The sequence below is a fragment of the Bacillus sp. FSL H7-0578 genome, assembly GCF_038630855.1.
Taxonomy (GTDB): Bacteria; Bacillota; Bacilli; order Bacillales; family Bacillaceae; genus Bacillus; species Bacillus safensis.
In genome coordinates this window covers 3,667,643-3,680,812 of record NZ_CP152045.1, presented here as the reverse complement: position 1 = coordinate 3,680,812, position 13,170 = coordinate 3,667,643, and the positions used below count along the sequence as shown (strand labels likewise).

At 39.4% G+C, this 13,170-nt stretch carries 14 protein-coding genes; 12 read left to right on the top strand and 2 right to left on the bottom strand.

Annotation, left to right across the window (positions count from 1 at the left end):
- Positions 1 to 620 precede the first annotated feature (620 nt).
- The 11 genes from rpmH (at position 621) to MHB41_RS18840 (ending at position 10,951) form a co-directional block, all read left to right on the top strand.
- Positions 621 to 755, top strand: coding sequence for a 50S ribosomal protein L34 (rpmH, locus tag MHB41_RS18890; RefSeq protein WP_073208224.1), 135 nt, complete (start codon positions 621 to 623; stop codon positions 753 to 755).
- 78 nt (positions 756 to 833) lie between these two features.
- Positions 834 to 1,193, top strand: coding sequence for a ribonuclease P protein component (gene rnpA, locus MHB41_RS18885; RefSeq protein WP_024427652.1), 360 nt, complete (start codon positions 834 to 836; stop codon positions 1,191 to 1,193).
- Between the two features lie 158 nt (positions 1,194 to 1,351).
- Entirely contained in the window at positions 1,352 to 2,134 is a 783-nt protein-coding gene (spoIIIJ, locus tag MHB41_RS18880; protein ID WP_087976621.1) for a YidC family membrane integrase SpoIIIJ, read from the top strand.
- Positions 2,131 to 2,754 (top strand): RNA-binding cell elongation regulator Jag/EloR, encoded by a 624-nt coding sequence (jag, locus tag MHB41_RS18875; protein WP_034283644.1) that lies wholly within the window; start codon positions 2,131 to 2,133, stop codon positions 2,752 to 2,754. Before spoIIIJ ends, jag begins: the two co-directional genes overlap by 4 nt.
- A gap of 400 nt (positions 2,755 to 3,154) precedes the next feature.
- Positions 3,155 to 4,534, top strand: coding sequence for a tRNA uridine-5-carboxymethylaminomethyl(34) synthesis GTPase MnmE (mnmE, locus tag MHB41_RS18870; RefSeq protein WP_024424070.1), 1,380 nt, complete (start codon positions 3,155 to 3,157; stop codon positions 4,532 to 4,534).
- Positions 4,535 to 4,551: 17 nt separating this feature from the next.
- Positions 4,552 to 6,438, top strand: coding sequence for a tRNA uridine-5-carboxymethylaminomethyl(34) synthesis enzyme MnmG (mnmG, locus tag MHB41_RS18865; RefSeq protein WP_046312540.1), 1,887 nt, complete (start codon positions 4,552 to 4,554; stop codon positions 6,436 to 6,438).
- A 13-nt stretch (positions 6,439 to 6,451) separates the two neighbouring features.
- On the top strand, positions 6,452 to 7,171 hold the full coding sequence (gene rsmG / locus MHB41_RS18860) for a 16S rRNA (guanine(527)-N(7))-methyltransferase RsmG (RefSeq protein WP_046312542.1): 720 nt from the start codon (positions 6,452 to 6,454) through the stop codon (positions 7,169 to 7,171).
- A 105-nt stretch (positions 7,172 to 7,276) separates the two neighbouring features.
- Positions 7,277 to 8,152: a nucleoid occlusion protein gene (gene noc, locus MHB41_RS18855; protein ID WP_024424067.1), complete on the top strand. Its 876-nt coding sequence runs from the start codon at positions 7,277 to 7,279 to the stop codon at positions 8,150 to 8,152.
- Between the two features lie 129 nt (positions 8,153 to 8,281).
- Entirely contained in the window at positions 8,282 to 9,106 is an 825-nt protein-coding gene (locus MHB41_RS18850; RefSeq protein ID WP_070326264.1) for an orthopoxovirus pf05708 family protein, read from the top strand.
- 236 nt (positions 9,107 to 9,342) lie between these two features.
- Positions 9,343 to 10,104 carry a sporulation initiation inhibitor protein Soj gene (gene soj / locus MHB41_RS18845; RefSeq protein ID WP_008360890.1) on the top strand — a complete coding sequence of 254 codons (762 nt, stop codon included), beginning with the start codon at positions 9,343 to 9,345 and terminating at the stop codon, positions 10,102 to 10,104.
- The gene (locus tag MHB41_RS18840) at positions 10,097 to 10,951 is read left to right on the top strand and encodes a ParB/RepB/Spo0J family partition protein (protein ID WP_046312548.1); all 855 of its coding nucleotides are present in this window, start codon (positions 10,097 to 10,099) and stop codon (positions 10,949 to 10,951) included. The genes soj and MHB41_RS18840 overlap by 8 nt, the downstream gene beginning before the upstream one ends.
- 25 nt (positions 10,952 to 10,976) lie before the next feature.
- Here the strand turns inward: MHB41_RS18840 and yyaC are convergent, their stop codons facing one another.
- Positions 10,977 to 11,603, bottom strand: coding sequence for a spore protease YyaC (gene yyaC, locus MHB41_RS18835; protein WP_034283638.1), 627 nt, complete (start codon positions 11,601 to 11,603; stop codon positions 10,977 to 10,979).
- Between the two features lie 72 nt (positions 11,604 to 11,675).
- On the opposite strand from yyaC, the gene MHB41_RS18830 reads away from it, so the two are divergent.
- Complete coding sequence (locus MHB41_RS18830; protein ID WP_076840623.1) at positions 11,676 to 12,731, top strand: hypothetical protein; 1,056 nt, start codon at positions 11,676 to 11,678, stop codon at positions 12,729 to 12,731.
- A gap of 25 nt (positions 12,732 to 12,756) precedes the next feature.
- Here the strand turns inward: MHB41_RS18830 and MHB41_RS18825 are convergent, their stop codons facing one another.
- Positions 12,757 to 13,167: a hypothetical protein gene (locus MHB41_RS18825; protein ID WP_061110353.1), complete on the bottom strand. Its 411-nt coding sequence runs from the start codon at positions 13,165 to 13,167 to the stop codon at positions 12,757 to 12,759.
- Positions 13,168 to 13,170 lie beyond the last annotated feature (3 nt).

Sequence of the window (13,170 nt, the reverse complement as noted above, 5' to 3'; positions counted from 1 at the left end):
AAGGCTTCTCCCCCCTCCTTTTCTTTTTAAAATGACCAGTATCAAACTGTTATAGAACACGAAAAAGAGCAAATGGTCATCACCATTCGTGCACATACATTGTTGAAAACAATTAATATAGTAGAAAAACGTCTTTTCGACAAATTACACAAGCTGTGGATAAACAATTCAACAGGCTGTGTAATAACTTTCCACAGGTTATCCACAAATTGTGGATAATATAAAAGGGCCAGATAAGTAATTAAGAGTTAAAACACAAATATAATATCAAAATAAACAAGATGGTGCAATGGGTGTCACAAACTTATCCACACACTTTACATCCTGTTGAAAAATAATTATCCACATCGGTTATTTGTGTGAAAAAAATGTCGATAATGGGTGTGGATAGTCTAAATATGCCGGAAAAATATCCACATTCTTGTTTTAAAGGTCTTTTAGGAGGAAAAAGAGAATAAAATGTTGGAAACTAAAAAAGAAGGTTTCTTCGTTTGATAATTTATGTTATGCTTATAAGGTTGATAATAAGAGTTTTATCATTGATATTGACAATCGATGGGTTACACAAATATAATGAGTTAGACTGTCTTAAACAGCTATTCCTCAGGGAGGTGTCATAAATGAAAAGAACGTTTCAACCAAATAACCGTAAGCGTAGTAAAGTTCATGGCTTCCGCAGCCGTATGAGTACTAAAAACGGACGTCTAGTTTTAAAGCGACGCCGCAGCAAAGGTAGAAAAAAATTATCAGCTTAGGCCACTGAATAATGTCAGTGGTCTTTTTTACATAAAATCGTAAATGAACTGTCAGTTTTTATCGGAGTGGAAGAAAACATGAAGAAGCGAAACAGGCTAAAAAAAAATGAAGAGTTTCAAAAGGTGTTCAAAAAAGGTCAATCAATGGCAAATCGCCAATTCGTTATTTACCAGCTGGATCAGCCAAATCAAGTTGAACTGCGTCTAGGATTGTCTGTCAGTAAGAAGATTGGTAATGCAGTGATTAGAAACCGAATTAAACGTCTGATCCGTCAGGTGTTTTTAGAGGAAGGCCATAAGTTAAAGCAAGAAAAAGACTACATTGTCATTGCACGAAAACCAGCGAGTGAATTGACCTTTGAAGAAACAAAGAAGTCTCTCCAACATTTATTTAGAAAATCCGCTGTTTATCAACAACAACCGAAAAAGTCTTCGTAATAGAAACTTTCGTTGAATCAATTTTTAAAAGCGCTTCCTTCATCTAGTGAATTAAAATGAAACCACCACTTTGCAAAGAAAAAATGTTACCATACTGATTAGGTGAGTCACTTTCTTAATCAATTCCAACTTAAATAAAGTTTGAAGTAATGGGAGGAATCTTGTTGAAAAGGCGATTATTACTAATATTTAGCTTGATTGGCGTATTGGTTTTATTGGCAGGATGTACACAGATCAATGAACCAATTACATCAGATAGTAAGGGATTCTGGAATTCTTATATTGTTTACCCGCTATCTCAATTAATCACGTACATGGCAAACTTAACTGGTGAAAACTATGGTGTAGCGATTATTATTGTAACACTGTTAATTCGCTTGCTTATTTTACCATTAATGATTAAACAGTTAAGAAGTACAAAAGCGATGCAAGCATTACAGCCTGAATTGAAAAAGCTTCGTGAAAAATATAGCTCTAAAGATCAAAAAACACAGCAGCAGCTTCAGCAGGAAACAATGGCCCTTTTTCAAAAAAATGGCGTCAATCCATTAGCAGGCTGTTTCCCAATTTTAATTCAAATGCCAATCCTTATAGGTTTCTATCATGCAATTATGAGAACAGCAGAAATTAAAAAGCATACATTCTTATGGTTTGACTTAGGCAGCCCAGATCCATTGTTCCTATTACCGATTATTGCGGGTGTAGCTACTTTCATTCAGCAAAAGCTGATGATGGCTGGAAATCCTTCGGACAACCCTCAAATGGCTATCATGCTATGGGTGATGCCAATTATGATCGTTGTGTTTGCAATTAGTTTCCCAGCAGCACTTTCATTGTACTGGGTTGTAGGTAACATTTTCATGATCATTCAAACATTGGTGATTAAAACACCTCAAGTAAAAGTTGATACAAAAGAAAAAGCTGGCGGGAATAAAAAATGAAGGAAATAACTGCTGTCGGTCGCACAATCGAAGAAGCAGTAGATTCCGGACTTAAACAAATTCAGCTACTACAAGAAGAAGTAGAAATCACAATAGTAGATGAAGGAAATAAAGGATTTTTAGGATTATTTGGTAAAAGACAAGCTGTGGTCAAGTTAGTAGAAAAGATAAATGCTTTTAAATTAGCTACACAGTATTTAGATAAAATTGTTAAGTCTATTGATCCTAAAGCAAAGATTATTTCCAAACAGGAACCGAAAAACATTTCTTACCACATTGATGGAGATAAAACGTCATTAATGATTGGAAAAAGAGGCCAGACATTGTACTCTTTAGAAACGTTGGTACAGCTAGTGTTTAATCGTTATTCTGATCAGTATCATCATATAACAATTGATATTGGCGATTATAGGAAGAAACGACAAGAAGCACTTGAACAATATGCAGTCAAAACAGCAAATCGGGTTTTAAAAACGAAGAGAAAGGTTCATTTAGAACCAATGCCTTCGAATGAACGAAAAATTGTTCATGATGCGATTGCTGCATTCTCTAAAGAACTTGCAACGGCATCTGAAGATACAGGCAGCAAACGTCATGTTGTGGTGCTGTATAAAAAATAGCAGAAAGGCTAAGATTCAGCAAAGCTGGATTTTAGTCTTTTTTTATTGAAAAATTGCTTTTTATAGAGGATTCATCCTTTATTTCTAAAAAATGAGTGTGTGATATGAGTGCAAAACGCCAATTTAACAAGTAAGTATAGGGGTCAGGGCGTTTAAATTTATTGGATTTAGGTGTAAGATGTGAAGACAAGTTTCAAACGTCGTTATTCACATGTGGATAAGTTAAGTGTTAAAATAGATAAGATGCAAAGCTGTGGATAATTAGATATGGGAACTTTCACTTCGCTTTCATTTATGATATCTTTAAATTTTGGATTAAGCGTTTTTGATATAGAGATGGACAATGTCCATTTAATAGATAACAGACTGTTTATTAAGTAGAGAAAGAGGTGAATGAGTGATGGATACAATTGCAGCAATTTCTACACCGATGGGTGAAGGAGCAATTGCGATTATTCGTTTAAGCGGGCCTGATGCGGTACAGATTGCTGATCGGATGTATAAAGGTCCTAAGGAGAAAAAACTTGTATCGGTGGATTCACATACGATTCATTATGGTCATATTGTGGATTCTAGCACTGAGCAAGTAATAGAAGAGGTCATGGTGTCAGTATTAAGAGCGCCAAAAACATTTACGAGAGAAGACGTTATTGAGATTAACTGCCATGGCGGGATTGTAACGGTCAATAAAGTACTGCAGCTTGCTTTAAGAGAAGGAGCGAGATTAGCGGAGCCAGGTGAGTTTACAAAACGAGCTTTCTTAAATGGAAGAATTGATCTTTCGCAGGCTGAAGCGGTAATGGATTTAATTCGCGCAAAGACAGATCGTGCGATGAATGTAGCGATTACTCAAATGGAGGGACGCCTCTCAGGTTTGATTAAACGACTTCGCGGCGAGATATTGGAAACACTGGCCCATGTTGAAGTCAATATTGACTATCCTGAGTATGACGATGTTGAAGAAATGACGCATCGGGTTTTAGTTGAAAAGGCAACATCAGTGAAAAAGGAAATTGAGTCACTGCTAACGACTTCTCAGCAGGGGAAAATACTTCGCGAGGGCTTATCCACTGTCATTATTGGAAGACCGAATGTTGGGAAGTCTTCCTTGTTGAATAGTCTTGTACAGGAAACAAAAGCGATTGTAACGGATATTCCTGGAACAACGAGAGATGTCATTGAGGAATATGTAAATGTTAGAGGTGTACCGCTTCGATTAGTCGATACTGCGGGTATACGTGAGACGGAGGACATTGTTGAGCGTATAGGGGTTGAACGATCTAGACAGGTCTTAAAAGAAGCTGACCTGATTTTACTTGTGCTCAATTATAGCGAGGAATTGTCAGAAGAGGATATCAAACTTTTTGAGGCCGTCTCAGGCATGGATATCATCGTAATCGTGAATAAGACAGATCTTGAGCCTAAGCTTGATATTGAAAAGGTCAAGCAGTTAGCGAAGGATCGTCCGGTGGTTACTACATCATTATTACAAGAAAAAGGGATTGATGAGCTTGAAATCGCGATTCAATCACTATTCTTCACGGGTTCAATTGAAAGTGGAGATTTAACGTATGTAAGTAATACAAGGCATATTGCTCTTCTTCAGGCAGCAAAACAATCCATTGAGGATGCTCTTGAAGGAATTGAAATGGACGTACCGATCGATATAGTTCAAATAGATTTAACACGCTGCTGGGAACAGTTAGGTGAAATTATTGGAGATGCTGTTCATGAAAGCTTGATTGATCAGTTATTCTCTCAATTCTGTTTAGGAAAGTAAAGGGAGGAACATAAGAAATGGGTTATGAAGCTGGCAATTATGACGTAATCGTCGTGGGTGCCGGTCATGCTGGAGTTGAGGCTGCTCTTGCTTCTGCAAGACAGGGCGCCAAAACACTTGTATTGACTATCAACCTCGATATGGTTGCTTTTATGCCATGTAATCCGTCCGTAGGCGGCCCCGCAAAAGGGATTGTCGTCAGAGAAATTGATGCTCTAGGCGGAGAAATGGCACGAAATATAGATAAGACGCATATTCAAATGCGCATGCTGAATACGGGGAAAGGACCTGCTGTCCGTGCGTTAAGAGCGCAAGCAGATAAGTTCCAATATCAGCATGAAATGAAAAAAACAATGGAAAATGAACCAAACCTGACAATGCTGCAAGGTATGGTAGATCATTTAATTGTAGAAGATGATGAATGTAAGGGTGTTGTTACTCAAACAGGGGCGAACTATCGTGCGAAGTCTGTTGTTTTAACGACAGGGACTTTCTTAAAAGGCCGCATCATTTTAGGAGACCTTTCGTATTCAAGCGGTCCAAATAACCAGCAGCCTTCTATTAAATTATCTGATCATTTAGCAGAACTAGGATTCGATTTGGTTCGCTTTAAAACAGGAACACCTCCTCGAGTGAATAGCCACTCGATTGATTATAGTAAAACAGAAATTCAACCAGGTGATGATGTCCCGCGGGCGTTCTCCTATGAAACGGTTGAATATATTACTGACCAGCTGCCATGCTGGTTAACGTACACGAGTTTAGAGACTCATCAAATTATTGATGAAAATCTACACCGTTCTCCAATGTATTCAGGTATGATTAAAGGAACTGGTCCTAGATACTGCCCGTCCATTGAAGATAAAGTGGTTCGTTTCAATGATAAACCGAGACATCAAATTTTCTTAGAGCCAGAAGGTCGTAATACGCAGGAAGTTTATGTTCAAGGATTGTCTACAAGTCTTCCGGAGGATGTACAGCAGCGCATGCTTTCAACTATCCCAGGACTCGAGAATGTTCAAATGATGAGAGCGGGTTATGCCATCGAGTATGATGCGATTGTGCCTACTCAGTTGTGGCCTACACTTGAGACGAAGAAAATTTCTGGATTATATACAGCCGGCCAAATTAATGGTACGTCTGGTTATGAGGAAGCAGCAGGTCAAGGGATTATGGCAGGTATTAATGCAGGAAGAAAAGCATTAGGTAAAGAAGAAGTCATTTTAAGCCGATCTGATGCATATATCGGTGTCCTCATCGATGACCTTGTCACAAAAGGAACAAATGAACCATACCGTCTCTTGACATCACGTGCTGAGTATCGTCTCCTTCTCCGTCATGACAATGCTGATTTAAGATTAACTGAACTTGGCTATCAAATTGGATTAATTTCTGAAGAAAGATTCCAAGCATTCCAGCAGAAAAAAGAAGCCATTGAAGCAGAGAAAAAACGTTTATATTCTGTGATCATTAAACCTACAGCAGAGACTCAAGAATTTATTCGTTCACTCGGTGGAAGTGAGTTGAAGGACGGCATTCGTGCAAGTGATTTGATGAAACGTCCAGAAATGAATTATGAAACTGTTGTGAAATTAGCTCCTGCGGAAACACAGCTTCCTTCTGATGTGTGTGAGCAGGTAGAGATTCAAATTAAATACGAAGGTTATATTGAAAAGTCACTCCAGCAAGTTGAAAAACTGAAAAAGATGGAGAACAAAAAGATTCCTGATCGTATTGATTATGATGCCATCAAAGGGATTGCAACTGAAGCGAAACAAAAGCTGAAAGAAGTCCGACCGCTTTCTGTTGCACAGGCTTCTCGTATTTCAGGCGTTAACCCTGCTGATATTTCTATCCTTTTAGTATATTTAGAGCAGGGGCGTATTGCGAAGATAGCAGAATAGAAAGGATGTCGGCATGAACATTAAACAATTTACAGCAGCACTAGAGGAGAAAGGGATCACTCTTTCTCCTGTGCAGCTTGAACAATTTGAAACCTACTTCCGCATGCTTGTAGAATGGAACGAGAAAATGAATTTAACGTCCATTACTGAAAAGGAAGAAGTGTATTTAAAGCATTTTTATGATTCAATATCAGCAGCATTTTTTATTGATTTTCACAAAGTGACGACGATTTGTGATATTGGAGCTGGTGCTGGTTTTCCAAGCATTCCTCTTAAGATTTGTTTCCCTCATCTACATGTGACCATTGTTGATTCTCTTCAGAAACGAATTACGTTTCTCAATGAGTTAGCAAAAGGATTAAACTTACAAGATACTACTTTTTATCATGATCGTGCGGAAACGTTTGGACAACGTAAGGAAAAGCGTGAAAGCTATGATCTTGTCACTGCTAGAGCAGTTGCACGTTTATCCGTCTTGAGCGAACTATGTCTGCCTCTAGTGAAAAAGGAAGGATTGTTTGTTGCCTTAAAAGCATCTGCCGCTGATGAAGAAATGCAAGCAGGGAAAAAAGCTGTCACAGTCCTCGGAGGAGAGGTTGTTGAAAAGCATTCCTTTGTTCTTCCTTTAGAAGAAAGCGAACGGAACATCATTGTCATTGAAAAGAAAAAGCAAACACCAAAAAAATATCCTAGAAAACCAGGAACACCTAATAAATCACCAATAGAAGGTTGATCATGTAAAAGGTCGGTTTTTCTTCAATATTTATGATTTTACAGAAGGAAAAAACATGAGAAAATAGAATTATAAAAAGGTAGTTTTTAAAGGTGGTGTAGGTTCATGAAGCATTCACTCTCACGCTTCTTCGGGCTTGGAGACAAAGAACATCCTGAGCGTGAAACCGAAATAGAGGCAGAGATTGCTGAGCATGATACATTAAAGGAAGAGATACAGGAGCTCCCGGTCGACACAATTATGCCAAACCGTTTTCAGCCACGCACCATTTTTTCAGAAGAAAAGATACAAGAGCTGGCCACGACGATTCATACCCATGGCATTATCCAACCGATTGTTGTTAGACCAACAGAAGAAGAAGGAAAATATGAACTGATCGCCGGCGAAAGACGTTGGAGAGCGGTACAGACTCTTCAATGGGAGAAAATCCCCGCTATTATAAAAGATTTTACTGATACGGAAACGGCATCTGTGGCATTGATTGAAAATTTGCAAAGAGAAGAGCTGTCTTCTATTGAAGAGGCTCATGCTTATGCACGTCTTTTAGAGCTTCATGATTTAACACAAGAGGCGCTTGCTCAGCGTTTAGGCAAGGGACAATCAACTGTTGCTAACAAATTAAGACTTTTAAAGTTGCCTGAAGAGGTACAACAAGCCATTTTAGAGAAAAAAATCTCTGAAAGGCATGCACGTTCACTTGTGCCCCTAAAGCTTCCAGAATTACAAATCGCGCTATTGCAGGAAATCATCGAAAAGCAGTTGAATGTGAAACAGACTGAAGAGCGTGTAGTGAAGATGCTTGAACAAAAAACGGATCGCAAACCGAAGCCAAAACGTAAGGCGTTTAGTCGTGATACACGAATTGCGATGAATACCATTCGTCAGTCTCTCCACATGGTAGAAGACAGCGGACTTAAAATAAATACCGAGGAAGAAGAGTTTGAGGAATATATCCAATTAACGATTCGAATTCCTAAATAGAAATAAGCTGATGAGCGCCACTCGTCAGCTTTTTTTGTTTGTCTTATTTCCTGCACACACCATATTTACATAATATTTATAAATTGGTAAAATATGATTTTCATAGTATAAAGGAGGTGACAACTACTGATGAAAATGAAGAAGACTATTTTCGCCATTATTTGCTATTTACTTATTTCTTTTTCTGTTTTTCCAAATGAAGCGACAATATACGCTGTGAAATCGCCAACGGCTCATGCGGATGAAGGCCTGATGACCAACAGAGAATTGAACGTTTTGAAGAAGCAAGGTGTTGTTTCTAAAGATGTGACTGTACAGCAATTTAATCAAGAGTATGCGTCTTCCGACGATTCGATCGACTTGATTACAGCTGACGATGATTTGAAGAACTATGGTTTACGACAAAATAAGCATGATGAGCTGGTGACGGATGAAAAGCCGCACACCCTCAAGCAACTTTTAGGAAAGCCGTATCCTGGTACCGATATTATCCCTAAAAAAGGAGATATCTTGGTGACAACCACTGATGCTGTGAAGGGTTTGGTTGGACATGCAGGTATCGTCATTAATGAGAAAAGCTATGCTTCTATTCCAGGGTTTCGAAAGCATCCTCAACTTGATTCCATTCATAACTGGTTTCGCTATAGTGCCAATACAAAGGTAATTCGGATTAATCAAGAGGAGAAGGCAGATTTAGCAGGGGAATGGGCACACGATTATGTGAAAGATCATCCGAAGGCTCGCTACTCCATCACCATGTCAATTCAATCATTGGACCCGACTTATTGTTCAAAGATCGTGTGGCAGGCCTATGGCAAAACAGGGGACGCTTTGGGACATGCGACTTTTACCATTAAGACACCCTATGGATTTTTAAAAAAGAAAAGCTATAAAACAGTAACTCCTAAGGTCATTGTCAGTGAAGGCCGTAAAATAGGTGAATTATACTTTTAATATGTGACCCTCACTTTTGATAGAAGTGAGGGTTTTGATGCATGTCTATTTCTTAAAAAAGATATATCAATATACTTTTTAGATGTGTTATCATTCGTTCTTTTATGTACGAAAAGGCACATTCACCGACGAATTTATAATAGGGAAACAAAAAAAGCAAACGTTTCATACTTTTTTTGATAGAATAGGAAGTATGAATGATTGAGAAACTTGTTAAGTTGAAAGTGGGTGACATCGTGGGGAAAATCATAGCGATTACCAACCAGAAGGGCGGCGTCGGGAAGACGACAACTTCTGTTAATTTGGGTGCGTGTTTAGCATACATAGGCAAACGAGTGTTGTTAGTTGATATTGATCCGCAGGGCAATGCCACGAGTGGTATTGGGATTGAGAAGGCCGACGTAGAGAAGTGTGTGTACGATATTTTAGTTGATGATGCAGATGTTCTTGATGTGATTAAGACGACAGAGGTCGAAAATCTTGATGTCATTCCTGCGACGATACAGCTTGCAGGGGCTGAAATAGAGCTTGTGCCTACAATCTCACGTGAAGTGAGGCTGAAGAGAGCACTTGAATCTGTTAAGCAGAATTATGATTATATGATTATTGACTGCCCGCCATCACTTGGACTGCTGACGATTAATGCGTTAACTGCATCCGATTCCGTTTTAATACCAGTTCAGTGCGAATATTATGCGCTTGAAGGATTGAGCCAATTGTTAAACACAGTTCGTCTCGTGCAGAAACATCTAAATACCGATCTTGCCATTGAAGGTGTCTTGCTGACAATGCTTGATGCCCGAACAAATCTTGGGATTCAGGTTATCGAAGAAGTGAAGAAGTACTTTAGAGATAAAGTCTATCAAACCGTCATTCCGAGAAATGTGAGGCTGAGTGAAGCGCCAAGTCATGGAAAGCCGATTATCTTGTATGATCCACGTTCAAGAGGTGCAGATGTCTATTTAGACTTAGCAAAGGAAGTGGATGCGAATGGCTAAAGGTCTTGGAAAGGGTATTAATGCACTATTTAACAACGTAGACTCAAATGAAGAAACGGTTGAAGAAATTAAATTAAAGGATTTGCGTCCGAATCCTTATCAGCCAAGGAAAACGTTTGATGATGATGCATTGTCTGATCTGAAAGAATCCATTCAGCAGCACGGTGTTTTACAGCCGATCATTGTTCGTAAATCGATTAAAGGATATGACATAGTAGCAGGAGAACGTCGTTTTCGCGCAGCACAACAAGCTGGTCTGACAACAATTCCTGCAATCGTTCGAGAGTTTTCAGAAACGCTGATGAGAGAAATTGCCCTTTTAGAAAACCTGCAGCGTGAGGATCTCTCTCCACTAGAGGAAGCGGAAGCGTATGCTTCCTTGCTGGATCATCTAAGTGTGACGCAAGAGGAATTAGCGAAGCGATTAGGGAAAAGCAGACCGCATATTGCGAACCATCTCCGTCTGTTGACTTTACCGGATGAGATCCAAAAGCTGATTGCAAATGGAACGTTATCAATGGGACATGGCCGGACATTGCTTAGCTTAAAGAACAAAAAGAAGCTGGCGCCTTTGGTAAAGAAAATCGTGGATGAGGGGTTAAACGTACGACAGGTTGAGAAACTTGTTCAGCAGTTAAACGAAAATGTTCCACGTGAAACAAAGAAAAAAGAAGCACCAAAGGATCGAGTGTTGAAAGAAAGAGAGTCTTTCTTACAAAACTACTTTGGTACTTCAGTGACGATCAAGAAACAGAAGAAAAAAGGTAAAATTGAGATTGAATTCCTCTCAAATGAAGATTTAGACAGAATCCTTGAATTGCTTTCTACGAGGGAATCATCAGAGTGACCATCTTGATATGAGATGGTCTTTTTTATATTCTTCCAGTGATATTTTGAATAGGGGTGAAGAGAGACCGGCTTTTTTCTCTCGTCCAATCCATTTGGTCAATGTGAGATAGACTTTCAGAAAGTGTATTGGCCATAGACATGACAAGATGAAGACGTGTGTTTTGGAGGACGAAGTATTCCATGAAACCACTCACATTGACGATCCCATTAATATGAATATCTCCTACCTCTGGAAGCTCTTTTTGCACACCAGCTCCAGGCTTTAACGGTCCATCTCCAATTTGGAAAGAACCGACACTTTTCACTCTTCCTAAACAGGCATCAACCGCTACAATAAACGGGTGTTTATGAGCTTGTTCAATTTCAGCGAGTTTTTCTTTTAAATTGACCGCATGCACTGGGTCAGAGAGTGTTCCATATACATGAAGCTTTTTCAAATCCAGACCTGAAAGCTTTGAACCAACAAGTGGACCTAGAGAGTCGCCAGTTGAGCGGTCTGTACCAATACAAACGATGGCAACGGGTCTTTTTCCTGCTTTCTGAAGATGCGAGAATAAAATACTTTTAAGCTGTTGAATGGCGTTTGTATCCGTATGGGACACGTATTCTTTTACCCTATTTCTAAAAAAAAGACCGTTCTTGCTATTCATAGGTCTCACTTCCTTGTCATAGTAGTTAGTAACAGTATACGGAAACAAGCTTAATTCTATACCTATGAGGTGATGATTGTGTGGAAGGCTGGTTCAAGGTGGACGCTTTTAATTTTAGGAAGCTTAATAGGTGCGGGATATGCTTCCGGCCAGGAAATTTGGCAGTTTTTTGGCATTGATAGCGGACTAGCCATTCTACTGTTTACATTGATGTTTATGCTGTCTACCTATGTGGTGTTAAAAATCAGTTATGAGGTGCGTGCCGATCACTTTGTGCCAGTGCTGGAACGGCTTGTCGGTCCATGGCTGGCTAAGGTGTATGACGTGTTAATTGTCCTTTATTTATTCACGACAACGACGGTCATGATTGCTGGCGGCGGGGTGACGCTTGAGATGTATCATGTGCCTTTTTGGGTTGGCATCGGCGCGTTCTGTTTGTTTTCATTTATGATTTTTTTCTGGGATGTGAAAGGGCTCTTATCTGTGAATGCTTTCATTATACCAATTTTGGTGGCGGGGCTCATCTATGCGTTTGTTTTTTATTATATGAACCATGATCATATGTGGAGGATTGATTTTGGGCAGCAGTACAATTGGCCTGCCAGCATTGTCTTTGCTTCTTTGAACATATTATCTGTTGTGGCAGTGCTGTCTTCGGTTGGGAAAGAAATGAAGGGGCTTGGGGAAGCCAAAGTGGCGAGTATATTAAGCGGTCTTATTTTTGGTGTCATCTCGTATGTGTATAACGAAATACTGGTTGATATTTCGGGAAGTCTTTCATCAGAGGGAATTCCTTTGTTTACAGTATTAGAAGGGGCGCCGACTTCTTTGTTTGTGTTTATGACCGTTGTCCTTTGTCTAGCAATTTATACGACGACGGCAGCAGGTTTATTTGGATTATCCAGCCGGATGCTTTCTTTTGTACGAATGCCCCGCTGGCTGGTTGTCTTGGTGATGCTTCTTTTGATGGCACCTTTAACATCTCTTGGATTTGCTGATTTGATTGCTTTCTTGTATCCAATTTATAGTTTGTTGAATCTGTATTTGCTCGTCTGTTTAATGCTGTATCCGATTTTAAGTAAAAAGATATTTTCTCGTTCTAAAAATTATATTGATAAAACAAAATAAGCACCTCTCTTTTTTAGAGCTGTGCTTATTTGATCTGAATTGAATCAATAGCTTCTTTGATATCATCATAGACAGGCATTTGCTTGAGACGCTGGAGGCGATCCTCTAATTCTGAAATGGCCTGTCCCTTTAAATGCTGGGAAATGTGTTGTTTGACAATGGTCGTCTGGTTTATCATGTCTTCTGTTTTAGCCAATTGATACTCCAAGTGCACGCGAGTATTTGCTAATTCGTCGTGCAGCCGCATTTTGAGCAGCCGTTTTAGATCCTTTCGCTGTCCTTCTCTTCGCATGGCCTGAATGGCGGCCATTTCTTCTGGAGACTGTGTTTGTGTATTTGGTGCCGATTGATTTTCGAATACAGACATGGAGCGGCGGGCACTCACATTTTGCAAGAAACGCTGGGCGTCACTAGGAGGCTTATTTTGATTGATCATGCG